Source organism: Aquicella siphonis (assembly GCF_902459485.1).
GTDB classification, from domain to species: domain Bacteria; phylum Pseudomonadota; class Gammaproteobacteria; order DSM-16500; family DSM-16500; genus Aquicella; species Aquicella siphonis.
Window position 1 is genome coordinate 2,319,868 of the sequence record NZ_LR699119.1, and the last position, 26,646, is coordinate 2,346,513.

The 26,646-nt window shown below is 48.3% G+C and carries 27 protein-coding genes; 16 read left to right on the forward strand and 11 right to left on the reverse strand.

Annotated features, from left to right (window positions below; translation table 11 throughout):
- Nucleotides 1-27: 27 nt before the first annotated feature.
- Both AQULUS_RS10750 and AQULUS_RS10755 read right to left on the reverse strand, forming a co-directional pair.
- Nucleotides 28-804, reverse strand: coding sequence for an aldo/keto reductase (locus tag AQULUS_RS10750; protein WP_197737319.1), 777 nt, complete (start codon nt 802-804; stop codon nt 28-30).
- Nucleotides 786-2,000 carry an FAD-dependent oxidoreductase gene (locus AQULUS_RS10755; protein ID WP_148340141.1) on the reverse strand — a complete coding sequence of 405 codons (1,215 nt, stop codon included), beginning with the start codon at nt 1,998-2,000 and terminating at the stop codon, nt 786-788. Before AQULUS_RS10755 ends, AQULUS_RS10750 begins: the two co-directional genes overlap by 19 nt.
- Nucleotides 2,001-2,288: 288 nt before the next feature.
- Between AQULUS_RS10755 and mnmG the strand changes: the two genes are divergently transcribed.
- The 4 genes from mnmG to queF are packed head-to-tail and all read left to right on the forward strand — an operon-like array spanning nt 2,289 to nt 6,492.
- On the forward strand, nt 2,289-4,169 hold the full coding sequence (gene mnmG / locus AQULUS_RS10760) for a tRNA uridine-5-carboxymethylaminomethyl(34) synthesis enzyme MnmG (protein WP_148340142.1): 1,881 nt from the start codon (nt 2,289-2,291) through the stop codon (nt 4,167-4,169).
- Between the two features lie 54 nt (nt 4,170-4,223).
- Nucleotides 4,224-4,865, forward strand: coding sequence for a 16S rRNA (guanine(527)-N(7))-methyltransferase RsmG (gene rsmG / locus AQULUS_RS10765; RefSeq protein ID WP_148340143.1), 642 nt, complete (start codon nt 4,224-4,226; stop codon nt 4,863-4,865).
- An 11-nt stretch (nt 4,866-4,876) separates the two neighbouring features.
- Nucleotides 4,877-5,662: a ParA family protein gene (locus AQULUS_RS10770; RefSeq protein WP_148340144.1), complete on the forward strand. Its 786-nt coding sequence runs from the start codon at nt 4,877-4,879 to the stop codon at nt 5,660-5,662.
- Nucleotides 5,659-6,492: an NADPH-dependent 7-cyano-7-deazaguanine reductase QueF gene (queF, locus tag AQULUS_RS10775; RefSeq protein WP_148340145.1), complete on the forward strand. Its 834-nt coding sequence runs from the start codon at nt 5,659-5,661 to the stop codon at nt 6,490-6,492. The genes AQULUS_RS10770 and queF overlap by 4 nt, the downstream gene beginning before the upstream one ends.
- Nucleotides 6,493-6,515: 23 nt before the next feature.
- On the opposite strand, the gene AQULUS_RS10780 is transcribed toward queF, so the two are convergent.
- Nucleotides 6,516-7,289, reverse strand: coding sequence for a metal-dependent hydrolase (locus AQULUS_RS10780; RefSeq protein ID WP_172622840.1), 774 nt, complete (start codon nt 7,287-7,289; stop codon nt 6,516-6,518).
- 58 nt (nt 7,290-7,347) lie between these two features.
- Nucleotides 7,348-8,523, reverse strand: coding sequence for an acyltransferase family protein (locus tag AQULUS_RS10785; protein ID WP_148340147.1), 1,176 nt, complete (start codon nt 8,521-8,523; stop codon nt 7,348-7,350).
- Between the two features lie 216 nt (nt 8,524-8,739).
- Between AQULUS_RS10785 and AQULUS_RS10790 the strand changes: the two genes are divergently transcribed.
- Nucleotides 8,740-9,837 (forward strand): prenyltransferase/squalene oxidase repeat-containing protein, encoded by a 1,098-nt coding sequence (locus AQULUS_RS10790; protein WP_148340148.1) that lies wholly within the window; start codon nt 8,740-8,742, stop codon nt 9,835-9,837.
- Here AQULUS_RS10790 and AQULUS_RS10795 read toward each other — a convergent pair.
- Nucleotides 9,797-11,374: a UbiA family prenyltransferase gene (locus AQULUS_RS10795; RefSeq protein WP_148340149.1), complete on the reverse strand. Its 1,578-nt coding sequence runs from the start codon at nt 11,372-11,374 to the stop codon at nt 9,797-9,799. The genes AQULUS_RS10790 and AQULUS_RS10795 overlap by 41 nt on opposite strands.
- Nucleotides 11,371-12,012 carry a hypothetical protein gene (locus AQULUS_RS10800; RefSeq protein ID WP_148340150.1) on the reverse strand — a complete coding sequence of 214 codons (642 nt, stop codon included), beginning with the start codon at nt 12,010-12,012 and terminating at the stop codon, nt 11,371-11,373. The genes AQULUS_RS10795 and AQULUS_RS10800 overlap by 4 nt, the downstream gene beginning before the upstream one ends.
- 511 nt (nt 12,013-12,523) lie before the next feature.
- Between AQULUS_RS10800 and ubiE the strand changes: the two genes are divergently transcribed.
- Genes ubiE through ubiB form a run of 3 tightly spaced genes read left to right on the forward strand, consistent with a single transcriptional unit; the run spans nt 12,524 to nt 15,485 of the window.
- The gene (gene ubiE, locus AQULUS_RS10805; RefSeq protein ID WP_148340151.1) at nt 12,524-13,282 is read left to right on the forward strand and encodes a bifunctional demethylmenaquinone methyltransferase/2-methoxy-6-polyprenyl-1,4-benzoquinol methylase UbiE; all 759 of its coding nucleotides are present in this window, start codon (nt 12,524-12,526) and stop codon (nt 13,280-13,282) included.
- A gap of 2 nt (nt 13,283-13,284) precedes the next feature.
- Nucleotides 13,285-13,908, forward strand: a complete 624-nt coding sequence (locus AQULUS_RS10810; RefSeq protein WP_148340152.1) for a ubiquinone biosynthesis accessory factor UbiJ — start codon at nt 13,285-13,287, stop codon at nt 13,906-13,908.
- Nucleotides 13,905-15,485, forward strand: a complete 1,581-nt coding sequence (ubiB, locus tag AQULUS_RS10815; protein WP_197737320.1) for a ubiquinone biosynthesis regulatory protein kinase UbiB — start codon at nt 13,905-13,907, stop codon at nt 15,483-15,485. The genes AQULUS_RS10810 and ubiB overlap by 4 nt, the downstream gene beginning before the upstream one ends.
- Before the next feature lie 84 nt (nt 15,486-15,569).
- Here the strand turns inward: ubiB and dacB are convergent, their stop codons facing one another.
- Complete coding sequence (gene dacB / locus AQULUS_RS10820) at nt 15,570-17,129, reverse strand: D-alanyl-D-alanine carboxypeptidase/D-alanyl-D-alanine endopeptidase (RefSeq protein ID WP_148340153.1); 1,560 nt, start codon at nt 17,127-17,129, stop codon at nt 15,570-15,572.
- Between the two features lie 184 nt (nt 17,130-17,313).
- Here dacB and AQULUS_RS10825 point away from each other — a divergent pair, with 184 nt between their 5' ends.
- The 5 genes from AQULUS_RS10825 (at nt 17,314) to AQULUS_RS10845 (ending at nt 21,943) form a co-directional block, all read left to right on the forward strand.
- On the forward strand, nt 17,314-17,511 hold the full coding sequence (locus AQULUS_RS10825; RefSeq protein ID WP_148340154.1) for a CBU_0585 family protein: 198 nt from the start codon (nt 17,314-17,316) through the stop codon (nt 17,509-17,511).
- Nucleotides 17,512-17,530: 19 nt separating this feature from the next.
- The gene (locus tag AQULUS_RS10830) at nt 17,531-17,764 is read left to right on the forward strand and encodes a hypothetical protein (RefSeq protein ID WP_148340155.1); all 234 of its coding nucleotides are present in this window, start codon (nt 17,531-17,533) and stop codon (nt 17,762-17,764) included.
- A gap of 89 nt (nt 17,765-17,853) precedes the next feature.
- Entirely contained in the window at nt 17,854-21,216 is a 3,363-nt protein-coding gene (locus AQULUS_RS10835; RefSeq protein ID WP_148340156.1) for an NAD-glutamate dehydrogenase, read from the forward strand.
- Between the two features lie 10 nt (nt 21,217-21,226).
- A complete protein-coding gene (gene crcB, locus AQULUS_RS10840; protein ID WP_148340157.1) occupies nt 21,227-21,598 on the forward strand; it encodes a fluoride efflux transporter CrcB in 372 nt (123 codons plus the stop codon).
- A gap of 9 nt (nt 21,599-21,607) precedes the next feature.
- On the forward strand, nt 21,608-21,943 hold the full coding sequence (locus tag AQULUS_RS10845) for a DUF190 domain-containing protein (protein ID WP_148340158.1): 336 nt from the start codon (nt 21,608-21,610) through the stop codon (nt 21,941-21,943).
- Here the strand turns inward: AQULUS_RS10845 and AQULUS_RS10850 are convergent.
- Genes AQULUS_RS10850 through AQULUS_RS10860 form a run of 3 tightly spaced genes read right to left on the reverse strand, consistent with a single transcriptional unit; the run spans nt 21,927 to nt 23,045 of the window.
- On the reverse strand, nt 21,927-22,526 hold the full coding sequence (locus AQULUS_RS10850; protein ID WP_148340159.1) for a 5-formyltetrahydrofolate cyclo-ligase: 600 nt from the start codon (nt 22,524-22,526) through the stop codon (nt 21,927-21,929). The two genes, AQULUS_RS10845 and AQULUS_RS10850, sit on opposite strands and share 17 nt — an antisense overlap.
- Complete coding sequence (locus AQULUS_RS10855) at nt 22,513-22,842, reverse strand: cell division protein ZapA (RefSeq protein ID WP_148340160.1); 330 nt, start codon at nt 22,840-22,842, stop codon at nt 22,513-22,515. Before AQULUS_RS10855 ends, AQULUS_RS10850 begins: the two co-directional genes overlap by 14 nt.
- The gene (locus AQULUS_RS10860; RefSeq protein WP_148340161.1) at nt 22,839-23,045 is read right to left on the reverse strand and encodes a TIGR02449 family protein; all 207 of its coding nucleotides are present in this window, start codon (nt 23,043-23,045) and stop codon (nt 22,839-22,841) included. Before AQULUS_RS10860 ends, AQULUS_RS10855 begins: the two co-directional genes overlap by 4 nt.
- Before the next feature lie 171 nt (nt 23,046-23,216).
- Here AQULUS_RS10860 and pgi point away from each other — a divergent pair, with 171 nt between their 5' ends.
- The 3 genes from pgi to dapF are packed head-to-tail and all read left to right on the forward strand — an operon-like array spanning nt 23,217 to nt 25,901.
- On the forward strand, nt 23,217-24,869 hold the full coding sequence (pgi, locus tag AQULUS_RS10865; protein ID WP_148340162.1) for a glucose-6-phosphate isomerase: 1,653 nt from the start codon (nt 23,217-23,219) through the stop codon (nt 24,867-24,869).
- A complete protein-coding gene (lptM, locus tag AQULUS_RS13150; protein ID WP_148340163.1) occupies nt 24,869-24,997 on the forward strand; it encodes an LPS translocon maturation chaperone LptM in 129 nt (42 codons plus the stop codon). The genes pgi and lptM overlap by 1 nt, the downstream gene beginning before the upstream one ends.
- A gap of 34 nt (nt 24,998-25,031) precedes the next feature.
- On the forward strand, nt 25,032-25,901 hold the full coding sequence (gene dapF / locus AQULUS_RS10870; protein WP_148340164.1) for a diaminopimelate epimerase: 870 nt from the start codon (nt 25,032-25,034) through the stop codon (nt 25,899-25,901).
- A 23-nt stretch (nt 25,902-25,924) separates the two neighbouring features.
- Here the strand turns inward: dapF and AQULUS_RS10875 are convergent, their stop codons facing one another.
- Complete coding sequence (locus AQULUS_RS10875; protein ID WP_148340165.1) at nt 25,925-26,644, reverse strand: hypothetical protein; 720 nt, start codon at nt 26,642-26,644, stop codon at nt 25,925-25,927.
- Between the last annotated feature and the right edge of the window lie 2 nt (nt 26,645-26,646).

The following is a 26,646-nucleotide window of genomic DNA, read 5'->3' on the forward strand; positions in this document are numbered from 1 at the left end:
CGAAGGCGCAAGGCAAAACCTATTTAATCAGGGAATTGAACCAACAACCTTACAGCTTTCCACATTTTCACGCAAGTGCGCAGGATTGATGGTGCCGATGATCACACTTGTCACGCCGCTTTCGGCGAATACAAACCGCAGATTGCCGCCAGGGTCTTTAGACGCATGACCGCTGGCAAAAGCTTTCTTGATGAAAATACCCTTTTGTTTTCGATGCGCGCTGGCAATGACCTCGCGGTCTTCGACACAGGACGGATTGAATGTCACCATGGCCACATCCGCGAATTCGACCGTCTTCAACCCGCCGTCAATCGTTTTGGTTGACATGCCATACGCGCGTATCTTGCCCGCGCGTTTCAGCATTTCCAGCGTGTCAAAAGCCTGATCTTGTTCAATAATCCGCATGTCATCGCCGTTTGAATGCACCAGCACAACATCCAGATAATCAGTCTGCAGCCGCCGCATGCTGCGTTCCACACTGTGCGTCAACGCGTGCGGCGAGAAATCATATGAAGATTGGCCGTCAATAAATTCCTCGCCCGCCTTGGTGCAAATCACCCACTCATGCCGTCGGCCGCGCAAAGATTTCCCCAGACGTTCTTCGCTGGCTCCGTAAGCCGGGGCGGTATCTAACAGATTAATTCCCAGTCCGGCGGCGACAGCCAGCAATTCTTCCACGTCCTGATCTGACGGCAATTCAAACGCGCAAGGATATTTAACGCCCTGATTACGGCCAAATTTGACTGTACCGAGGCCGACAATACTGACTTGAATTCCACTGCTTCCTAGATTGCGCTTTTGCAAAACGCATCCTCCCATACAGGTTTCGCAAGCGGAGGCATAGGCCAGGAGCGCAATTCACGCGAATCAAAAAAATGCGGCTCGAATTCCATGGTATGCAGATGGCGCAGGATATCGTCCGCCAGTTTTGGCGCGAGCGCGAGCTTGGTAGGCCAGGCGATAATCATATTATTGACGACCTTGGCAAAGGAAGACTCCGGTTTTAATCCGCTTTTTTGCAAGGGCTCCGCCCGGTCAATGGTAAAAGTCGCGAATTGCGCCGAAGAAAAATCCAGCCAGGGAAAAAGCGCGTTCAATTCCGCGCGCGCGGCTTCAATCTGGGCGGGACTGTCACGCCCGACGCCTTCTTCGGAAAGCAGTCCGCCCAGGTACCAGATTGTGCTGCCATCCTGTGTGTGATGTGTCGTGATGGTGATGCGCGGCCGACTGCCCAGTCCGAGACAATGGGCATACAGAGGATAATCAAACGGGGTCTTGACCAGCACCATATGCAGTGGACGCCGCTGCATGGCCACTTCCCGATTCTTGAGTTTTTTAATAATGACTTCATTTCCCGCGCCCGCGGTGAAAATAAATTGCCGGGCAGACACTTCCACAGACTTCCCGGACAAATACACCGTCGCGGACAATAATCTTCCTTGCTCGTCAAACCTGAATCCTTCGTCACACAAGGGTTCAATTCTGAAAACAGCATCCTGGTTGTTCTTGACTAGTTCACGAACCAGCACCGGAACATCCACCACGATTTCATCAAGTGAAAAAACTTCTCCCCGGAATGCAGGATTCCGGAACACTTCGGGATAATCTTCCTTAGGCAGGGGCTCCACTTTACTGGACAGGGCGGCACCGGCCAAAAACCCTGTTAATTTGGAGGTAAACTTCTGGGGAGACCATAAATAATGCCGGGATGACAAGACAGGCACGCCCGTGAGATCCAGCTCACCCTGTCCGCTCAGACATTTTTTCCAATATCCGGGCATGTATGACACCGCCTGCGCATCTTTGGTCATGATGCCTTGCAAAGCATATTTCATTCCGCCATGGATAATGCCTTGTGATTTATGTGTCTGACCTCCTCCCAGAGCGCCGGATTCAAACAGGAATGCTGAAACGCCTGATTGGCGTAATCGATTTAACAGCCATAAACCCGCAATACCGCCGCCGAAAATCACGACATCGGCCGCCGCCATTTTTTTCATAATATCCTCATCTTGATGATTTATTGAATAATCGCTTTATCATAAGGAGCAGTCATCTAACTGAAAAAATTCTCTTTGGAAATTTTACCTCATTTCACGGTCAAATAGTAACTTCCCGCCCGGCTGTCAGGATGGCGCTTTTCATATGCGGGCAAATATTATACAATTCTGGCGTTTATTACTCGAAAAACAAAGTTTTTGGATGACAGGCATGTTGTCTGTCATCAAGTATGATAAATTCTCTCACCATCCGGCAAACAGACCCATTATTCGCGAGGCGGCGGATCCATGATCGATTTGAGAAAATGTTTTGATGTGATTGTCGTTGGCGGCGGCCATGCGGGCACTGAAGCCGCCCTGGCAGCCGCCCGTCTGGGTGCGAAGACCCTGCTGCTCAGTCACAACATTGAAACCCTGGGCCAAATGTCATGCAATCCCGCGATAGGCGGCATAGGAAAAGGCCATCTGGTAAAGGAAATCGATGCATTGGGAGGCGCCATGGCACGCGCGATTGATCAGGCCGGAATTCATTTTCGCATCCTGAACGCGAGCAAAGGCCCGGCGGTACGCGCAACCCGTGCCCAGGCAGACCGCATCTTGTATAAGCAAGCCATTCGCCACACCCTGGAAAACCAACCCAACCTGATTCTGTTTCAACAGGCCGCGGATGATATCCTCATTGAGCAAGACAAAGTAGCGGGTGTGGTCACACAAATGGGACTGAAAATCCACGCCAGGACTGTGATTCTGACAGCCGGAACTTTTCTTGCCGGCAAAATCCATATCGGACTTAATCAATATGAAGCAGGCAGGGCAGGCGACCCGCCCGCGAAAACCCTGGCTGCGCGGCTGCGCGATCTGCCATTTCGCGTTAACCGCCTGAAAACCGGAACTCCGCCGCGAATTGACGGCCGCACCGTAGACTTCAGTGTCATGGAAAAACAGGCGGGTGACACGCCCACTCCCGTATTTTCCTTCATGGGCCAAGTGGAGGAACACCCCCGGCAAGTATGCTGTTACATTACCCACACCAACGAAAAAACCCATGATCATATCCGCAGCGGCTTGTCTGAATCACCCATTTATACGGGGGTCATCGAAGGTGTGGGGCCGCGCTATTGTCCCTCGATAGAAGATAAGATCACCCGTTTCGCTGACAAATCTTCCCATCAGATATTCGTGGAACCCGAGGGATTGACGACACATGAACTTTATCCCAACGGTATTTCCACCAGCCTGCCATTTTCGACTCAAATCGAATTCGTGCGCTCCATACGCGGTTTTGAACAAGCTCACATAACCCGGCCGGGTTATGCCATAGAATATGATTATTTCGATCCGCGTGATTTGAAACCCTCGCTGGAAACACGCGCTATCCACGGCCTGTTTTTTGCCGGACAAATCAACGGCACGACCGGATATGAGGAAGCAGGAGCGCAAGGTATTATCGCCGGCATTAATGCCGCGCGGCTCGTGCAAGACCAGGAGCCCTGGACTCCGCGGCGGGATGAAGCCTACATAGGCGTATTAATCGATGACTTGATCACGCGCGGCACACAGGAACCTTATCGCATGTTTACCAGCCGCGCGGAATACCGGCTGCTATTGAGGGAAGATAATGCAGACTTGCGCCTGACGCCTAAAGCCCGCGAACTCGGCCTGGTGGATGAAGACCGCTGGCAGCAGTTTGCCGCCAAGCGTGAACTCATTACTGCCGAATCACAGCGTCTTCAATCCACATTCATTCGCCCGGACACACCGGCGGCGAAAAAAATCGAACCCTTGCTGGAACAACCGCTGACCCGTGAATACCGCTTGATGGAACTCTTGCGCAGGCCGGCCGTCTCTTACCGCGACCTTGCCGGCATAGAAGAGCTGGGTCCCAGCATCGCGGATGAAAAAGCCGCTGAGCAAATTGAAATCCAGGCCAAATACGCCGGTTATATTGACCGGCAGGAAGAAGAAATCGCGCGCCTGATGCGGCAGGAAACCTTGCGCCTGCCTGATGACCTGGATTATGGGGAAATCGTCGGCCTTTCCAATGAAGTGAGGCAAAAGCTTAGGCAGGGGCGGCCCGCGACCGTTGGCATGGCCGCACGCATCCCGGGCATTACCCCCGCCGCGATTTCATTATTATTGGTTCATCTCAAGAAACGCAAGGCGGTTTAAAATGACATTCTTGCAGACAGCCTCATCCTTGCTCAAGATGAAACCCAGGCCCGCATGAAAGACTCAACACAGAGATTCAAAGGACTATTGAACCAGGCGCTGGAAGAAAACCAGCTGAACATTTCCGAGTCCCGGCGCGGCCAGCTCATACGCTACCTGGAACTGATGCTGCACTGGAATCGGGTCTTCAATCTAACCACCATCACTGCTACGCGCGAAATGGTTTATCTGCATTTAATCGACAGCCTGGCGGTTCAGCCCTATCTTCAGGGCAAACGCATGCTGGATGTAGGCACGGGAGCCGGGCTGCCAGGATTACCGCTTGCGATAGTCCATCCTGAGCAGCAATGGGTATTACTGGACAAGAACGGGAAAAAGACGCGATTTTTGATCCAGGCCGTCGCCGAACTGGGATTAAGCAATGTCGAAGTTGTCCACTCGCGCAGCGAGGAATTTCATCCGGCGCAGTGTTTTGATAGTATTCTTTCACGTGCCTTCGGTACGATACGGCTGTTTGCGGATACAACACGGCATTTGCTTTGCCCGCGCGGCAGACTGATTGCCATGAAAGGAAAGTATCCGCTGGACGAGTTGAACGATGTCCCTGCGTCCTTTCACACGCGCGGAGTGACGCGGTTAGACATCAAAGGAATAGACATAGAACGCCACATTGTCTGGCTGACGCTTGAACATTAAGAGGGATTACTGTGGGAAAAATTATTGCGATCACCAATCAGAAAGGCGGCGTGGGCAAAACCACCACCAGCATCAATCTCGCGGCTTCATTTGCCGCAATGAAACGCAAAGTCATGCTGATTGATCTGGATCCGCAAGGGAATGCCACGGTTGGCAGCGGAGTAAATAAAACACAAGTCCGGTATTCATCCGATCAGGTATTGTGCAATCAGGCTTGCATACAGGATGCGCTGGTCAAAACAAATGGCGGCTTCGACCTTCTAGCCACCAACCAGGAACTCATCGTGGCTGAAATGTCACTCTTGCAGCTGCCGCAGCGGGAATTACGCCTGAAATCCATTCTCGAGCCTGTGAAAGGACAATATGATTATATTCTGATTGATTGTCCGCCCTCTCTCAGCATTTTGACAGTCAATGCGCTGGTCGCTGCGGATTCTGTCCTCATCCCCATTCAATGCGAATATTTCGCCCTGGAAGGCTTAAGCGGTCTGCTGAATACCGTCGAACAAATCCGCAATACCATCAATCCCTCCCTGCATATCGAAGGGTTGCTGCGCACCATGTACGACGGCCGCAACCGGCTGGCGCTGGATGTGTCTTCACAATTACTGGAACATTTTCCCGAACGCGTATACCGCACAGTCATTCCGCGCAACGTGCGCCTGGCGGAAGCACCCAGTCATGGCGCGGCAGTCCTGCACTATGATGAAAAATCACAAGGCGCTCTCGCATATCTCGCTCTAGCGGGTGAGATATTGCGGCGCGGAGAAAAAACAGAGGCCAGAGCATTGTCATGAAACAAATCCATGCTGAACTAACAAACGCCCCATTGGGAAAATCATCCGGTTACATTTCAACCTACCAGCCTGATTTATTATTTCCCATTCCCCGGCAATCCAAGCGTGAAGAGATAGGAATAACCGGAGCACTGCCATTTCAGGGACAGGACATCTGGAATGCCTTCGAAGTATCCTGGCTGAACCAGAAAGGCAAACCGGCGGTAGCCGCGGCGGAATTTATTTTTCCCTGTGATTCGCCCCGCCTGGTTGAATCCAAGTCTTTCAAGCTTTATCTGAATTCCCTGAACAACACTTCTTTCGAATCCATCGCCATGGTTGAAAAAACCCTGGGCAAGGATCTCTCCAGTGCCGCAGGCGCATCCGTTGGCGTGAGACTGATTCCACTCGCACTGGCTTCAGACCAAATTGCCCGGCAATTTAGCGGAACTTGCCTGGATGAGATGGACATTGAATGCGACACTTACCACACCCGGCCAGAATACCTGGATACTGAAAATGATATTGTGACTGAAACACTTTATTCAGACCTGCTCAAATCAAACTGCCTGGTCACCGGCCAGCCGGACTGGGGCAGCGTGCAAATCACGTATACCGGCAAAAAAATCAACCATGCGGGCTTGCTGCGGTACATTGTTTCTTTCCGCAATCATGATGAATTCCACGAACAATGCGTGGAGCGCATCTTCATGGATATTCTCCGCCGGTGCCAGCCCGACAGGCTGCTGGTGTATGCGCGCTATACCCGCCGCGGCGGACTGGATATCAACCCTTACCGCGCGAATTACTTCATCCCGGCCATGGAAAATCTGCGCCTGGTCAGGCAATAATGCGAGCCGTCACTGCAAGAGGCTTATGCTGAAAAATCCTCCGCCCTCAGATGATCGGTCCTCATTAAGCGCGGATGATAACGGTAATGATAACATCTAAAAGCCTGTATCAGGCTTTTGCGGAAAAAAGACTTTTTTCCGCAAATACAAGCCAGCCCTTTCCAGCGCGATAAATGACCCACACGCAATAAATTGAAATAAATTCTCATGCCGTAGCAGCAATAACCAATCAATACCAGTGTCAATATTGATATTCTTCTAAAATATCCTCCGCCCAGATAATGGTATAAATCCATTAACACCGTCTTGTGCTCCAGCTCTTCCGTCATATGCCAGCGCCAGAAACGCTTTAAATTTTCATCCGCCTGGTTTAACAATCCCTCTTCCAGCACAACCTGGCTGATGATCGCGGTAAAACATTCAAATCCCGCCGCCGCACCTAACACAGACAGAATTGTCCATTTCATTCTTATCCGCTTTAATTTGTTTTTAATGGATTGAACGATATCGGAACATGAAAAACCATAAAAGCCCAGGACGCCGTTATATTTCACATGTTCGCGCGCATGCAGGGTTTCCTGTTGGATAAACTGCCTGCAATCGGCCAAAAGTTTTTTATCTTCCACACTCTGCATGGCATTATGAACGGCATAATTCACAAATCCCTCCACATATGGCAAAAACAGAGAGGACGCATTGAACATGTGAGTCAGATAAGCATCCTGGTTCAGCCATGGTCTGGCGGCGCCTGAAAAGTCAAACGTCAAATCGCGGGATACAATTTCATATTTATCCATATCATTAAGCACTCGCGGGTAAAAATCAGTCAACGCCATTGAACAAACCGCATAAAAACTACCTGGATTCTTTTACATATTCCAGGTCGGGAAGATCCGGATTATGACGAGCCGTCTTAAAGGCTTCATTCATTTTTAGAGACAAGGCCTTGCCTTTTAACAGGGTCGGCCTTTCGACCAGCCGGTACAGAACCTCCCCAGCCACCACGATAAATATCACAGCCATGATGTTGCCGCTGATTTGCCATTGCGGATCATGCCGAAATATACGGTCTGATAATTCTTTCGCAGCCAGAATCATGGGCACGTGAATAAGATACAGACTATAGGAGCGGGAGCCAATAATATCCAGCAACCATTGCAAAGGATAGGGGAAAACAATTATCTGGCTGTTAAATGATGCCGCAAACACCAGCAGAAATGCCATGAAAGCGCCAACAGGAATCATGACGCTGACGGATATGTCGAAAATGGTTACGGCCGCCATGACGAACAGGAAAATTGCGACCATGAGCATTCTGAACAATTTAGCCCCTGTGGCGGCAGGCTTAATTGCGCCGATCCAGGGTTGCTTCATAATATAATAAATGAAAAATCCGTAGATAAAGCCGTCACAACGAGTCTGCGTGAAAAACAATCCGCTAACAGGGTAGTAATGCATAGTCAAAGGACGAATGACCAGCGTGATTGCGAGCAACAGGACAGCGAGTATAGCCAGGCGCTGACGATTGTTTTTGGTCAACAGGATAAAAAACGGAAAAAACAGATAAAACTGTTCTTCAATCATGAGCGTCCAATACGGCGCCAATACAAGATCATGATATTGCGACACTAAAAAATAATTAAAAGTATAGGTAAAAATATAAACGGCCGCTTCCATGTTTTTCCAGGGAGTGGAAAATAATCCGTTCTGATTGTAAAACATACTGAGGAGAATAACGGCTGCAATCACTACCCAGGCAGATGGATAAATACGGTAAATTCTTCTCAGAAAGAATCCTTTCACAAACACCGCCAGCTCGGAGGCTTTTGGCTTCAGGCTGTCGACCTGGTCAATCAGAATGGCAGAGATGACATATCCGGAGATAACAAAAAAAATGTCCGCCATGGAAGACAGAAACCTGATGTCCGGAGAAATAATCCAGGGAAAATAGATTCTTGCATAATGAGCATAGATGATAAGAGTTACAGCTATGGCTCTCAGTCGGTCAATTTCAAGATTTCGCATTATCATTTGCCTTCCCTGAATGATCCGTTATTTTTAAGAACAGTACATGCAATATGACATCAAGCAGGTTACGAACAATCATCATATCGTTTTGAAAAGACCATGGCCAGAATATTCTCTAGAGCAAGGCGGACAGGTTTCTAGGCGCAGCGCTTATATGTTATAAATAACCACCGGAAAAAACCGGTCTAACACATCCGACACAGCAAGCTGAGGATTGAAATGGGTTCAAGCGCATACATGATTGTCAAACAATGGCTCTTCGTTATTACCCTTGCACTCTTTACCGTCAAGACATCCGCCGCGGCCGTTACCCCACCCCCTGCCGCCAAGGTTTCTTCTTCAATCCTGCACGCTGAAACATTCATACAAGACAAACTGGATCAGCGCAAATATCACTTGTCATGCCATGCCATAGGCAGCAAGCCTTGCCCGGTATCCAATTCAGGTGAATTACTGGTACTTAATATTGTCTATCAAGCCATGAGCGCCCGGTTATCTCCTTCCATGCGGCAAAACATAGCTGCGCTGGTCAATCTTAAAAGAAAGAATACACGCTGGCTGTGGGGATATAACGGCAGCGTACTGATTGATTCCGATGACACGAGCAACGCCCTGCTTTTACTGTTGCAGCTAGGACAACCTGTCAATATAAATGATTTACAGGTATTTTATAAATCTGCTGAAAATGCGTACACCACTCTCGTCACTTCCGCGGATGCCAGGCCGGCCACCTTCGCTTCCGAAGCCAACAATACCGGCATTCACCCTGAGGTAAACGCAAACATTTTTCAAGTCTTTCACCAGCTACGGAAAGATGACAGGATCAATTATGATTTACTGCTAAAATTCCAATCCCCGCAAGGTTACTGGGAAGGATATTTTTATCCTGGAAAATACTACGCGACCTACCTGAATCTTAAATTATTTTGCGCGTCCAAGCGATATCCGTCCGCAGTCAGCCGCGCGCTTGATTTCATCGCTGCCGCTCAGAATAAAGATGGTTCGTGGGGATCTCCTGGTAATGCGTATGAGACCGCGCTCGCCTTGAATTCAATGCTGGTTTGCGGCTACGCCAACAGCACAACCCTGATGCGCGGAATCCGTTATCTGATTTCTTCACAAAACCAATACGGCGCCTGGTCAACCGATCATCCCATCTGGATGTATGCCGGTCATGACAGCCCCCTTTTGATCTGGGTTGCCTATGATCACGAAGATGTTGTTACGACCGCACTGGCTCTACAGGCATTGAGGCATTTTCAGAAAATATCGGAGACTAGACGGCAAGCTTCCATAAGCAATAACTCAGCACGATAAACATGCTTCCCAAATGCAGGAGAATAGGCTTCCACTCCTGGCAGTGCTTTTGGTTAATGAGATAAAACTGCATGCAACCTGCCGCAGCCAGGGCAAAAGTAAAAAATGCCGAATGAAACGCCAAACACAAAGCCAGATATGTCAATAAAAAAGACAATCCTATAATCATTCTTGCTTTCGTTTCGCCCACAACAACCGGCAGGGTTTTAATGTAAAACGCCGAATCGCCTTTCACGTCCTTCAGATCAATGATGTTAGCCGACAGCGTAACACCAATTAAAAAAATGGGATAAAGCAGCGCTGGAAATTGCCGCAGCGTATCGGCCGCAATCACATAACCCAGTATGACCAGCGCCAGAGAGCTGCCTGAAATAACCAGTTTTGACAAGAGAAAGACACGTTTAACACGCAGCGGCGGCATTGAGTATAGATAATACAATCCTGACACCAGTAAAATAACAAACAAGGCTTTTACGCCAGCCAGCGCGGAAAAATATATGGCCGCGAACAGCGCGCCGTATCCGATTTTCTCATAGACCTTCAGATTGACCGTATCGTTTATCAGGGGGCGCTCGGGACAATTAATCCTGTCGATTTCGCGATCCGATATGTTATTAAATACAATGGTAAAAATCGCCGCGAAACAAATGGCGGCCATGGAAAAAATCATATCAAGCAGCATTGCGCCATGCGTACGCCATGCGGCCGCCGCGGATTGATCCGCGCTCAATAATCCCAGCAAAAAACCAAACCACAGCATCAACTGGTAATGCAAAACCCTGAAAAACCTGCTGTCCCTGATGAATACTGTAAATAATGTTTTATCCGCGAGCCAGGCTATCCAGATCGACAGCACCAAAATCAGCAGACTGTAAAAATTAATCATATATGAAGTTGAATACTGATAGGAAAATCCGGATACCGTGAGAAATTGATAGATAATGATAGGCGAACACGCCATGATGAAATTGCATGAATAAGCCAGCAGGGTATAAGCCAGACTCAAAACAATGCTTTTTCCTTTTGCCAGAAAATATAAAAAACATCCTGTCAGAATGATAAGCACTTCCACCCGAATGCCGAGAGTGATACCGGGATAATCACTGCAGTACGTGAAAAAATTTTTCAGAAGATCGACCGGTTGAGCAGGCAAAAAATAGAGTATGTCATGCCCCCTTCCTCCGGATGTTATCAAGTCAACCAGTGGCGCAACAATCAATACAATCATTCCAGGAAAAACGACCCGCATGATTTTTTCTATTTTTGTTTTCGTCGCGTAATACAGGATGAGAATGTAGACAAGAGCCAAGGCAAGATACGAGAGTGTAAAATGAGAAAAAACCCAGGCAAATCTGACGGCTGACAGGTCAAAATAATTACCCGAACGCTGGGAAAAAGATTCGAGGAAATTTCGCAATATGACCGCAAACAACCCTGAGAGAAAAAAATTGACTCCCGGAATGTTTGAATTTTCCAGGTAATGAATGCCGTTTGAAAATACTGTCCTGATCTTTTGGATACTGTTAACGCCCATCATTGAGTTGTTTGAGTAGACGGGGTTTCAGACGGAGCAGATTCAAGCCGGATCGTGACCTTGTTAAGAGGACCTATGCAATCCATCATGGGCTTCCCAATGGCGGCAAGCTGATTGTTATTAACCGGATTGGCGTCATAGGCTTCCGCAGCCTTGATCGCATCATCGTTCGTCATTCCCTGCAGCTGCTCCGGCGTGAGAGTACAGGTTTTTTTCTCCGGCTGTTCGGTCACTTCGCTCATATCCACGGTCACCTGACAACCTTTGATGACCGCTCCGCCTACGATAGTAAACAACATGTACTTGGAAGGTGAATAACTAATTAACCATCCTTTTAAGGATTCACATTGGCGGGCGAATTTCAAAAATTCGGCTGCTTTAGACACGCTTAAGCTGCATTTCGCATCGCCTTCCGGCTTGCATCCGGTTTGTTTGGATAACTCATCCGAGAGCGGTAAGGGCATGCTGCTCGTTGTTTTCGCTCCGGCCGATGCGGCGGGCTGAGAAGAAGGCGTGGAACCTTGCACTCCCGCTGGAAGCGGCTCATAAATACCCACCCCCTGGGCATGGCAAAGATGGCTTGTCACGATTAACGACTGAAACGCCATGATAAAAAAGCCATAGCGGGTTGCTTTTCTCATATCCTTATCTCCATTGGCAATTCGATTGCGGCGTAGAAACAGTTGCGCATTTAACACTACAATCCACGGTACTAGTCCAGTCAGCATCCCACTTGACCGCCGTCACGACTTCACCCGAATTACAATCTGATGTATGCGTTGTATCCGTCAATGGCGCGCACTGGGTACTGTTCCGCCAAGTTGCCGAACTAATCGTCGCGGAGCCATAACACTGCATGGATTTGGGCGCCAATCCGGAAGGCGGCGGATTCAAAATAGTTGACGATTCAGGCTGAGCCAGCGAGGAAGTCGAGTTCATGAAATTCACGAGAAGAAATATTACTGTAAATACCGAGAACAAGCTTATCCATTCACGCCACATTGTCCCTGCTCCCTAGCCAAGTCTTTAGTCATATCTATATACTAGCATGACTCATGGGCAGGCATTCAACATTTAAACCGCACAATTAGTATGATAAATAAACAAATAATCGAGTATAATACTTCTCTTTAACGATATCCGAGCCAGCTTATGCCTTCTGATTTTGAAAGAAAAACCACTCATTTTGGCTACCGTGAAGTGCCGAAGAATGAAAAAGCGGCGCTGGTCGCTGAAGTCTTTCGTTCTGTCGCGCCCAAATATGATTTAATGAACGACTTGATGTCTTTGGGCATGCACCGGTTGTGGAAGCGTTTTGCGATTGAGCAGGCCGCCCTGCGCCCCGGCGACCAGGTTCTTGATGTGGCGTCCGGCACAGGCGATCTGGCCAAGGCTTTGGCCAGAGTGGTAGGCAGCAAGGGCAGGGTAGTCATGACCGATATCAATGAAGCCATGCTGCAAGTAGGGCGCGAGCGCCTGGAAGATGCGGGGGTCATGGGAAATATTGATTTCATTCAAGCAGATGCGGAAAATCTTCCCTTTGTGGATCATTATTTCGACTGCGTGACCATTGCATTCGGCCTGCGCAATGTCACTGACAAGGTAACCGCGATGAAATCCATGCACCGGGTTCTTAAACCAGGCGGCAAATTACTCATACTGGAATTCTCACACCCTCAAACCCCGTTGCTGAATAAGCTCTATGATTTGTATTCTTTTAATATCATCCCCAGGCTGGGCGCGCTGGTGACAAATGATCGTGACAGTTACCAATATCTGGTCGAATCCATTCGCATGCACCCCAACCAGGATGCGCTGAAAGCCATGATGCATGAAGCAGGATTTGAAGACGTGGAATACTATAATTTGTGTGATGGTATCGTGGCTGTGCATAAGGGATATAAATATTAACCATGAATCAGACCTTTCTGAACTTTCTTTCCCGGGCCATGAATGCCTGCCTTGATCTGGATCCTGACTCCAGGAAGCGGATAAAAAAAATGCACGGCAAATGTATTTCCATTGAACTGCTCCCGCTGCACTTTGTTTTTCAATGCACCTTCGATGACACCGCCATCCATCTTCACACCGGCGAAAATCAGGCTGCTGAAACCAGGCTGCGCGGAACACCCTTGCAAATGCTGGGCATCATGCTCAACCAGGAAAACCGCCAGCGCTTTTTCGCGGAAGATGTCGTGATCGAAGGCAATGCCGAGCTGGGACAGCAAGTCATTGAGTTGTTTGACCACCTTCAGATCGACTGGGAAGAACACCTGTCCCGCCTGATTGGCGATGCCCCGGCTTATCACGCCGGCCGCTTGATGAACCGCGTTCAGTCCTGGCTAAAAGACACGCAAGACAACCTGGCCATGGATATTAATGGATATATTCATGAAGAGGCAAAATGGCTGCCGGCGCGCGAAGCCTTGCAGGATTTTTTTTCCGAGATCGACGCCATTCGCATGGACGTGGATCGTGCCGAAGCAAGCATACTTCACCTGCAATCCATTATTAGCAAGAAAGAGGATGTCCAGTGAAAGTTTTTACTCGCTTAATGCGTCTGATTCGCATTAATTTCATTTTAATGCGCTACAACATCGATGAAATTGTGCTGGGCACCCACTGGTTTTATCCTCTGCGCTTCTTTGTGTACTTTAATCCCTATTACTGGGCGTTAAAAAACAAACTGACGCGCGGCGAGCGCATGCGCCTCGCGATCGAAGAACTCGGACCGATTTTTGTCAAAGCGGGCCAGATCATCTCTACGCGGCGTGATCTTCTGCCAGATGATATCGCCATGGAATTATCCAAACTTCAGGATCGCGTTCCCCCTTTCGCAGGCGTCAAAGCCAAACAAATCGTTGAAACTTCACTGGAAGCGAATATTCACGATTTATTCTCCGACTTTGAATTGAAAGCACTGGCGTCCGCTTCCATAGCTCAAGTCCACGCGGCAAAACTGCTTGACGGCACATCAGTCGTGGTAAAGGTTTTAAGGCCTAATATCAAAAAAATCATAGACCGCGACATTGATCTTCTGATGGCGCTCGCCAGGATCGCCGAGCGCTACTGGTTCAACGCACGCCATTTCAAGCCTCGGCAGCTCGTTTCAGAAGTCGCGCAAACACTTTATGACGAACTGGATTTAACCCGGGAAGGCGCAAACGCCTCTCAATTGCGCCGTAACTTTTCCGACTCTGACATCTTGTACATTCCGAAAATATTCTGGGAGTACACCCGCGCCAGCGTGTTAGTCATGGAACGCATACACGGCATCCCCATACATGACATAGACAGGTTGAAGCGGGCCGGCGTCAACATGACCAAACTGGCCGAGCGCGGAGTGGAAATTTTCTTTACGCAAGTCTTCCGTGACAGTTTTTTCCATGCCGACCTGCATCCGGGCAATATTTTTGTCTCGGACAAGGATCCGGAAAATCCCACTTATATCGCCGTTGATTTTGGAATCGTGGGATCGCTTAACCACAATGACCAGCGTTATCTCGCAGAAAACATGATTGCGTTCTTCAAGCGAGATTACCAGCGCGTCGCAGAACTGCATATCGCTTGCGGCTGGCTTCCGCCGGATACCCGCATTGATCAGTTTGAGGGCGCAATCCGGTCAGTCTCTGAGCCCATTTTTGAACAACCCTTGCGTGACATATCATTTGGTCAGCTGCTGATGCGTTTGTTCCAGGTAGCGCGTCGTTTTCACATTAACATTCAGCCGCAACTGGTCTTGCTGCAAAAATCCCTGTTAAGCATAGAAGGATTGAGCCGTCAGCTGGCCCCGGATCTCGACCTGTGGGCGTCAGCGTCTCCGCAAATTGAAAAATGGCTGAAAAAACAGGTAGGGGGCAAGGCATTCATACGCCGTATCCGTGATAACCTTCCATTATTATCCGAGCAACTGCCTGAGCTGCCTACGTTGATATTTGAAGTGCTCAAGGAAACCAAACATCAACAGGAAAAATTACGCTTCCGGCAAGAGGCCGCGAACTCCCAGACTGAGGAAATAAAACGGCGCGAATGGAAAATAAAAGCAGAATATTTCCTGGGAGGATCCGGACTCACTTTGCTCGCCGTCCTATTAATGGCGTATATGGGAAAATAGAAATCGCTCGCTGAACAACATCAGCCGTTGAACGAGACATCGGAAGCAGCACCCTGCACATGCGGGAAAGACCGGTATCTATCGCTAGCGTTTGAACCTTGTCAATGCGGTTGCAATTTTGTCTTCCATATCCCGATACTTCCAGGTCATCCCTTTGTTCCCGTTGATCATGATAACAAAAGCCAGGATTTCCCTGTCCGCCCCCATGACATATCCCGCAAGGCTGACCACTCCTGAGATAGTGCCGGTTTTTGCCTTCACCTTGCGCGCAATATTTCCCATGCGATGTTTTAACGTACCGTCCACACCCGCAATGGGCAAGGCAGAAATAAAAGCATCATTGGTGGGTCCGTGGTGATAGGCGAAACTCAGTACCTGCATCAGCTGTGAAGGCGTCGTGAGGTTGGAAGGAGAAAGACCTGAGCCATCAAGAATACGCAGACCGGAAGTATTCATTCCCGCATACCGGGATAAAATTTGTGACACGGCATAACTGCCGTTCGCCCAGCTTCCCGGCTGATGGGTGTATAATTGTCCCAGTTTTTTGAACAGGGCGCCGGCAATCACATTATCCGATTTTTTAAGCATTTCATTGATCAGGTCTGACAGTGGTTCCGAGGCATGATAAGCAATCATGGACGGGTTCTTAGGCGCCGATCCAAAGGTCACGGTACCATAGACCCGGATGTCCAGCTGTTTCATTACGCCTTTGAACAGCGCGCGATTATAATCGGGAACATCCGTCACCACATAGCTGACTCCCCAGGCATCCTTGCCTTTGGGCATACAGCCGTCAATCGAGAGGCCACTGCTGAGGTCGCTGGATAAACGCAGCGAGCAGGATGTTCGGTTGGGTTTGGTGACAACGCTGTTGCGGATTTCAGGATAGAAATGATTGGGAGAGGTCTCCACCCGCGCAGCCTGCCCTGTGACCGCGGAAGGCGAGACCTTGAACGGCAGACAATTATGATTAATGATGCTTGCGCTGATAGGCGCGGCGTAACAATAGCTCTTGTCTTTCCATTCCCAATCCGGGCCGTAAAAACTCTGGTCGTAAGCCGTATTATCAATATAAACATTTCCGGCTATGGCCTGGATTTGCTGCGTTCTCAGGTTCAGCATCAAATCGACCAGATCATTGTATGTCAGTGATGGATCCCCGCTTAAAACGACATACAAATTTCCCTGCAGCACTCCATTCTTGATGGTCTTGGCATCAGTCAGCAATTGGGTTGAAAAACGGTATTCCGGTTTCAGATAGATCAAGGCTGCTTCCGCCGTCAGGACTTTCAGGGTGCTCGCGGGTGTTAATGGCTGATAAATGTTTCGTGTATACAAGGGATCGCCATATTTCATCGATTTGACAAATACTCCGATGTCCGCCGTGGAAGTATTTTCCCTGATCAGCGCAGTCAACACGCTCGCGAGCTGTGAAGCGCCATAAACAACCGTGCCGCTGGAAACAGCATGGGAAGGAGAAACTTTTTTATAGATGGACTTCGGTTTCTGCTTGGCAACAGCCTTTTTCTTGACGGTTGTATGGGCATGTACCTGTTTGACAGATTTATGCTTGCGTTTCGCAATGGCAGGGTCAGCCAGACAAAAAATCACCCACAGGCTGACAATTAAATATACATATCTCATTGAATCTCCATTACCAGGTAGAGGCCATTCTTCCCTGTCACCCCAGGGCACACACCATATAAAGACTAAAGGTGCGATAATATGTGAATAATTTGGTATACTCAATTCCCTTAGATGGATATGAAAGCCCTAGCGAAGGTATTTTTCCTTCCATCCTGATATTGATTATAGAGGAGTTTTCACCATGATAAATATAAGAGAGTTTCTCGGTCTTGGTTATTATGTGAGCGAACTTGACAATTTTTTGGTCGAATTTGACAAAAATCATACAAAATTATCTGCTTCACAACGCAAGGAAATAGATAAATACAATCGCATTTATGTCTTACGTGATACACCTCACAAACCCGAAACCCAGAAAACACTCTGGGACCAATTCTAGTTTCAGCAGGGCAGAAACCATGCAGCGACTTGTTAACCAAATTGTTCCCTTCATTCTGGCCGGCGTTGCCATCGTTGCATTCGCCTTTGGCATCATGCTGCTGGCCTATCTGTTTCTTTTTGGCGCCCTGGTCGGTTTCATCCTGTTTTTGATCGCCTGGATACGCAGCCGTTTTTTTGCGCCCAAAACTGTGTCCCGGCCGCGTAAAACTTCTGGCCGCATCATCGATTCTGATGACTGGAAGGAGTTGTAATTCATCACACGCTTGCCTGCATAATCGTTGACACTCCCCTCTTTTTAGTGAAAATTGGATGAAAGAGAGGATTTTAACAGGGAATATTTATGACACTGACATGGAAAGAGCAGTTACAAGACAAACTTATTCAAAAGCACGGGAATAAAAAAGGCACGGCGCTCAATAACAAATACTCCCAGAGTTTTCCCTCCAGTTATCTCGATGATTATCAAGTCAGCATGGCTATTAGCGATATTGATAACATCGAAAAGCTTTCAGCCGAAAATCCGCTTGAAATCAGTTTTTATTTTGCCCCCGACAATGCGGAAAATCCCCTGCATCTGCGCTTGTTTCAATGGCAAAAACCCATACCGTTATCAGATATTTTACCCATGCTGGAAAACCTCAATCTACGCACGGATAATGAACGTCCGCATAAAGTCACTCTTAGCAACAAGCAAAACATCTGGATCAGCGACTTTGCCGTCATCTATTCCAAAGGCTCGCTGGAAATCGACAAAATCAATGAGTTATTCCAGGAAGCTTTCACAAAAATCTATTTTGGCCTGTCGGAGAATGACGGCTTTAACAAGCTCGTGCTAGGAGCCTCGTTATCCTGGCGTGAAATCATGGTATTGCGTACTTATGCGAAATACTTGCGGCAGGTGGGTTTTCGTTTCAGCCAGGCCTATATAGAAAACACCCTGGTCAATAATACCGCCATTGCTTCCAGCCTGATCAAGCTGTTTAATGCCATGCATAATCCGGCCAAAACCGCCAGGGAGAAAAATCTCCCTGCTCAAATCGAAAAACAGATCCTGGACACGCTGGAGACAGTGACCAGTCTTGATGAAGACAAAATTATCCGGCGCTACCTGGATTTGATCAAAGCCACGCTGCGCACCAATTTTTATCAAATCGGCGCGGATGGCAAACCGGCAGATTATCTTTCCATTAAACTGAATTCGCGCGTGATTCCCGATCTTCCATTGCCTACGCCGTTATATGAAATATTCGTCTATTCACCACGCTTCGAAGGCGTTCACTTACGCAATACCAAAGTTGCCCGCGGCGGCCTGCGCTGGTCAGACCGGCGTGAAGATTTTCGTACGGAAATTTTAGGCTTGATGAAAGCACAGGTTGTTAAAAATTCCGTCATCGTCCCATCCGGCGCGAAAGGCGGGTTTGTGCTGAAAGCCATTCCGCCATTCGCATCCCGCGAAACCGTACAAGCTGAAGTTATTCAGTGTTACAAATCCTTCATACGCGGCCTTCTGGACATCACGGATAACATCAAGGATATGAAATTCATCCGCCCGCGCGATGTTGTCTGTTATGACGACCCTGATCCTTATCTCGTTGTGGCCGCGGACAAAGGCACCGCGACTTTTTCCGATATCGCTAACGGGATTTCACAGGAATATGATTTCTGGCTGAATGATGCTTTCGCCTCGGGCGGCTCGACTGGCTATGATCATAAAAAAATGGGAATTACCGCGCGCGGCGCCTGGGAATCTGTCAAACGCCATTTTCGCGAGCTTGAAATTGATGTGGATAAAACCAATATCACCGTGGCCGGGATAGGCGACATGAGCGGTGACGTGTTTGGAAACGGCATGCTTTACAACAAGCACATCAAATTGGTTGCCGCATTTGATCACCGGCATATTTTCATTGATCCGGACCCTGACCCGGAAGTATCGTATTATGAACGCGTCAGGATATTCAATCTGCCCACTTCTTCCTGGGAAAGCTATAACAGTAAGTTGATTTCCAAGGGCGGCGGCGTTTTTAAACGCACACTCAAGTCCATTCCCCTGACACCGCAAATGAAACATCTTCTCGATGTCGAGGACAGCGCCCTCGCACCGGTAGATTTGATCCGCGCAATATTAAAGGCTCCGGTCGATCTTCTGTTCAACGGCGGCATAGGCACATACGTCAAGGCCAGCAGCGAGAGCCAGGCGGATGTGGGCGACCGCTCCAATGATTATTGCCGTGTCAATGGAAACGAATTACGCTGCAAAGTGGTGGGAGAAGGGGGCAACCTGGGTTTCACTCAGCTGGGCCGTGTTGAATATGCCTTGAATAACGGTCTCATTAACACGGACTTTATCGATAATTCAGCCGGCGTCGATTGCTCAGACCATGAAGTGAATTTGAAAATCCTTTTAAATGCTGAAGTCCAAAAGCGGAAACTTTCGCAAAAAAAGCGTAATGACCTGCTCGCGTCCCTGACGCAGGAAGTCGCCGACCTTGTTTTATACGATAATTATTCCCAGGCGCTGATCATGAGTATTTCCGCCTTTTCTGCGGCAAAAAACATGTCTTTGCACACCAATTACATCAAGGAACTTGAAAGCCAGGGAATACTGAACCGGCGCGTGGAATTCTTACCCGATGACAAAGAACTGGTGGAGCGAAAAGCAGCAGGGATAGGCTTGACAAGGCCGGAACTGGCTGTACTGCTTGCTTACACAAAAATTCATATCAAACATGAAATATTGCAAAGCAAGCTGCCTGAAGATGCCTTCCTGGGCATGAACCTGGAAACCGCGTTTCCTTCCAGCATCAGAAAAAAATATCAGAGCGCGATGAACGATCATCGATTGAAGCGCGACATCATTGCCACGCAACTGAGTAATCAGGTTGTGAATGAAATGGGCATCACGTTTGTGTACCGTCTGCAAATGGAAACAGGCGCGACGGTGGAAGAAATTATCCGCGCGCATGCTGTCGCATCACGAATCTATGGAACGCATGAATTACAGAAAACAATCGGATCCTTTGATTTCAAAATCCCCATGAATGATCAGTATGAAATGCTTTATAATATCCGCAACCTGATCAACCTCTCTACGCGCTGGTTTTTACACACCAATCATATCAAGGAAGACTTAAACCAGCTTATCGAGCATTATTCCGTGAGGATTCGTTCACTGGAAGAATTGATTCCCAATCTCATGGCGGGATACACCAAACAATACCTGGAATCCATTACCGAAAAATTCATGAAAGCAGGTCTTCCCAATGAAGTCGCGCGCCGCATTGCGACTTATCGCGCGATTTATACTTCGCTGAATATCATTGAAGTGGCCACTAAAAATAAATTTGACCTGATCAAGACCGCCAAAGTCTATTTTGCCAGCGGCGAACGCATCAATCTGTTATGGTTCCGTGATCAGATCGCGAATGACAGCCGCGAGGGTCACTGGAATACTCTTGCCAGGCTGACTTTGCGTGATGAACTGGATATATCCCAGCGCGCCTTGACTGTCGCCATCATGAACAAGGACAAAAAGGAATTGAGCGCGGTCAAACTGATTGAAAAATGGGTTGATGATAATAAACGGGCGTTTGAACGCTGGGACCGCCTGCTTTCCATGCTGCATAGCAGCACCCAGGTTGATTACACCATGTTTTTTATCGCCATCCGTGAACTGCTTGGCCTGATCCTGGCCAGCCAATAATGGGTAGCTTATGCTGAATATGCTGATTGCGGGTATGGGCGGCTTTGTCGGCACCATCATGCGCTACGCCTTGAATAACGCCATCTACAAATGGCTGGATTCACCGCTTTACCCTTATGGAACACTGACTATCAATCTTCTGGGCTGTTTTTTGATTGGCTTGACCGCCAGTCTTGCGGAATCACGAATATCGCTGACCCCTGAAACGCGCATTTTTATCCAGATCGGTCTGTTAGGGGGATTTACCACTTTTTCCACTTTTGGATATGAAACGTTTACGCTATTGCGGGATGGCCAGTTTGTTCTGGGATTGGGCAATGTCATCCTTCAGGTAACCATTGGTTTGATTGCCGTATGGCTGGGTTATTATCTGGGACAGTAAGGAGCAAAGATGGATTTACAGGAAGAAGGTTATTTGCTGCGAATATTCATAGGCGAGTCTGATAAAAAGGAAGGAGTCCCGCTGTATGAATGGATAGTCCGTCACGCCAAACAGGCCGGGCTGGCCGGTGCCACAGTATTGCGAGGGATAGAAGGTTACGGAAATCACAGCCAAATTCATACAGCCAAGATCCTACAGCTTTCAACTGACTTGCCTGTCGTGATAGAACTCATAGACACGCTTGAAAAAATTGATGCCTTTATGCCCTTACTGGAACAAACCCTGGAATCCGGGATGGTCACACAGGAAAAGGCAAAAATTCGCTTATTCAGGAAAAAGAAATGAGCGCCTTTTCTGTCAAGACACCATCCAGCCGAATATCCCATGTATCCGAGGGAAGCTCTTCTGCTTCCTGGGACGAAAATGCCAGTCCAATCAATTTGGGAGTTCTGTTCATTTTCGAATGCAAAAATGCAAAAGTACGGTCATAAAAGCCCCCGCCCATACCCAGCCTGCCGCCCTGCGAATCAAATGCCAATAGCGGCGTGATCACCAGATCCAGTTCTTGCGGCGGTCTGCTGCGTCCGGTATTCACAGGTTCCTGGATCTGGTAACGATTCAAACGCAGTGCATCCCCCTCGTCATAGGCAGCAAACTGCAATGCATTTTCATCCTGGCCGGACAGCACCGGAAGATAACAATGCTTGCGGGCCTTCCATATCATCTTAATAATGTGAAGCGTTTCAAATTCATCTTTGGCAGGAAGATAACATGCGATGTGCCGGCTTTGAATGAATACAGGATGTCCCTCAAGCACATTTGCCGCAGCCAAAGCCGCGTGTTCTCTATAAGGCGCGTCGACCTTGCTGCGTACTTGACGGAAATGTCTTCTCAGCAGTAATTTCGTTTCTGCGTTACTCGGTTGTATAAATCAACTCCGTTTGCAAGGCTTTGTTAATCGCCGTATCCAGCTTGTCCTGTAAATGCGAAATACGCTGATTGACTTTATGCATGAATGAACTTTTTTGCTGGTCCAGCTGCAGAAACTGGTAAGTGATGTTTAATGCCGTGATAATGGCAATGCGTTCCAGGTTAATGACATTCCCTGACTCCTGAGTTTCAGTCATTTTTTTATTGAGGAATGCGGCTGCTTCATGCAATGAAGCCAGCTCGTTTTCAGGGCATTTGATGGGATAGGGTTTTCCTAATATCTCAATGGTCGTGCTGATTGATTTATGAGTCATGACAGTTTCTCGATTGCTTTTAGTCTGGATACCAAGGTTTCGATTTGCGAAATTGCTTTTTGCTGTTTTGCCAGCAATGAGTTCTTTTCTTGTGCCAACAAGGATTTTCCGTGGTGTAGCTGCATATTCGCCTGCTTGAGCCTGTCGTGCTGGTCGACCAACTCCCTGATCCTTTTTTCTAGACGCTGCAATAGCTCATCCATGGGGGCGCACTTCCTTTAATCTTCAAACTGATTATATCCATGCCCATTGATACTATAAACTGTACCCAAAGCTATAAAATAAAGACTAACCATCATTTTTTGGTGTAAATAATCTTATGTATCATATAATATACATGGATAAATAGAAAGTGTACACATTGATCAGGTTAAATGAACAAGCTAACAGAACTCAAAGAATGGGACTTGCTTCGCCGCCATCATGAAGAAATAGCCAGCCAGCATATGCGGGACTGGTTTGCTCAAGACAAACAGCGGTTTTCCAAGTTTCATCTGCGTTGCGGGAATATACTCCTGGATTATTCCCGTAACCGTATTACCGCCAAGACCCTGACATTGCTGTGCGACCTGGCGCGCGCCGCCAGACTACATGACAAAATTGAAGCGCTATTTGGCGGCGAGCCGGTCAATGTGACAGAAACCCGGCCTGCGCTGCATACCGCACTCCGCGACCCTGATCCAGCGGACATCAGGGTCAACGGTGAAAATATCTCGTTGCTGATTAATGAGTCCACACAAAAAATGCGTGATTTCGTCACGCAGATACACCATCACACACGCACGGGTATCACAGGCAAACCCATCTCCCAGATCGTGAATATAGGCATAGGCGGGTCACATTTAGGGCCCATGATGAGCACACACGCATTAAAGGATTTTGCCGTTGCCAACCTTGATATTCATTATATTGCCAGCGTTGACGATCATCAGTTGAAAGAAGTGTTGCCGCAAATCAATCCGGAAACTACCCTGTTTATCATTTCATCCAAATCATTTTCAACCATAGAAACCCTCACTAACGCGCATACCGTTTTGAAATGGATGCAAGACAGGCTGGGACCGGATGTTATCAGGAAACATTTCGTCGCGGTCACCGCTTCCCGCGAAAAAGCCCTGGCGTTTGGCATAACCGAAGAAAATATTTTCCCCATCTGGGATTGGGTTGGCGGCCGATACTCCATCTGGTCTGCGGTCGGTTTGCCGCTCATGCTAATGATAGGCAATGAACATTATGCAGACTTTTTGCAGGGCGCGCATGAAATGGATCAGCATTTCCGCCAGGCGGAACTTGCGCAGAACATGCCGGTATTGCTCGCCATGCTGGGGATCTGGTATGCCAATTTCTTTGGGACTAACGTCCAGGCTGTCGTGCCATATACACATCGCCTTCGCTATCTGGTTCCCTACTTGCAGCAGGCTGAAATGGAAAGCAATGGGAAATGTGTCGCATTAAACAGTGAACAGGTGCGCCACACAACAAGTCCCGTCATTTTTGGTGAGGAAGGTTGCAGCGGTCAGCACGCCTATCATCAATTACTTCATCAAGGCAGCCATCTTATTCCCGTCGATTTCATTTTTGCGGGCACAGCAGGTGAAACCAGCCGCAATCTGCATCAGGATTTACTTCTCGCCAGCTGTCTCAGCCAAGCCCAGGCCTTGATGTGCGGCAAAACTTATGAAGAATGTTACAAAGAATTATTAGCCGCCCATTATCCACAAGCCGCAGCGGCCGCGCAGGCGCACCATCAGACGATCCCTGGCAACAAGCCCAGCAACATACTGATCTTGAACCGCCTGTCTCCCAAAAGCCTGGGGGCTCTTATCGCATTGTATGAGCATAAAATCTTTGTCCAGGGAATCATTTGGGGTATCAATTCTTTTGATCAATGGGGTGTCGAGTTAGGAAAGCAGTTACTCCCATCCATACTCAAACACGTTCAAGACGCTCAATTCGATAGTCCCGCGGATCCTGCGGCAGGGATCATACATTACCTGCGCACTAATACGGAAGAAGGAGACCGGTAATGAGACGCCTGACCGGATACTTTATTATAATTTTAATATCTATCAATATGTTATCTGCGTGCGGACAATCCGGCAAACTTTATCTGCCTGATGAAAAATCTCAAAATCATGCCCAGAAACCTGACTGATCTTAAATTTTCAACCCCGTCCGGAGGTTAGCTTATGCCCCCATTCAATCGCCGCCTCGTTCCATTCACCAAAATGCACGGTCTGGGTAACGATTTCGCTGTCATTTATACGCCAGACAATTCTCTTTCTCTGGATCCGGGCTTCATTTCACGTCTGGCGAATCGCCATATAGGCATAGGCTTTGACCAGCTGCTGCTGATAGAAACTTCTGCGCGCGCTGATTTTTTCTGTCGAATCTATAATGCTGACGGCAGTGAAGCCGAACAGTGCGGCAACGGCTTACGCTGTGTTGCCCGCCTGATTCATGAACAAGGCCTGAGCAAAGACCGACAGTTTGAAATCGAGACCCGGGCAGGCATATTTTCGCTTCAGGTTTACGATTACGATCATATACAAATAATCATGGGAACACCCCAGATAGAATCTGCCATGATTGAGCTTGAACTGCCCGACACACATAGGCACCTCCCGATCAGCATTCTTTCCATGGGTAATCCGCATGCCATCATCAAGGTAGACTCCCTGATTACCGCCGGAATTGAAGAGCTTGCACCCCGGATTTCTGCCCATTCTCGCTTTCCTGAAGGTGTAAATATAGGATTTATGCAAGTTCTCAGCAAACATCATATCCGCCTGCGCACGCATGAGAGGGGAAGCGGCCCGACTCTGGCTTGTGGAAGCAATGCCTGCGCCGCTGTCGCCGCTGGTATTGCTAACGGCTGGCTAAATCAGTCTGTCAATGTTGAGTTTGAATATGGATCTCTGGATATCGAATGGCAAGGGGACGGCCACACTATCAAAATGACCGGTCCCGCGGTAACCGTCTATACAGGTGAAATAAGCTTGCCCATTATGTCTGATGAAAAAAGGCCTGATAATGAGTCAGGCCTTTCGCAATCATGATGAATCCCGAATTGAATAACAGTTTATATCGTCGGTACCAGAGACACTTTCTTCTTCACGCCATCCTTGTTTAAGGTAACACCGTCTCTGCCTATGGATTCAACCGTCGAACCGTCAGGAGGTAGCACATCTCCTACATTCACGTTAAATAAACTGCCTTTATAACCCAGAACAGCAGACCATCTATATTGAAGTTGTGATACAGACACCACCGAGTATTTGACTTCCTGGTCACCCAATGATGATATTGGCTGCACATTCTTTGTCATCACTTCAGATGAGCTGGGCGGAGCGGGAGGAGTCAGCAAATCAACAATCTTTTTCTCGGAAACAACTTTTGCCAGTTTGGCGGATGAAATATCCTTGTTCGTGATAGCGATGTCACGTGACAATTTTAACATCTGCAATTCATTCAATGCTTCAAGGTATTTTGCCTGCGTTTCCTGCTGCAGCTTCATGATTTCGGCTTCGCGCTCGGACATTGGCTGCGCCTGGGGAATTTCAGCCGGCTTTGGCGTCATGGGTGCGGGTGCCGCGCCTGGCGCCATGGCCATATCCGCGCCACCTGGTTTCGTAGCTGTCATGGTCTTTGGGGCGGCAGCAGGCTTGGCTGGTCCGCCGCCTCCGCCGAATAACCCCTTCAACTGCCAGACGAGAATCAGGACAACGACAACAACAACCCCAGCTATCACCTTTTGCCGCGTTGTCATACTTGCAAGTGCTTGCATTTTATCTGATGTCATAG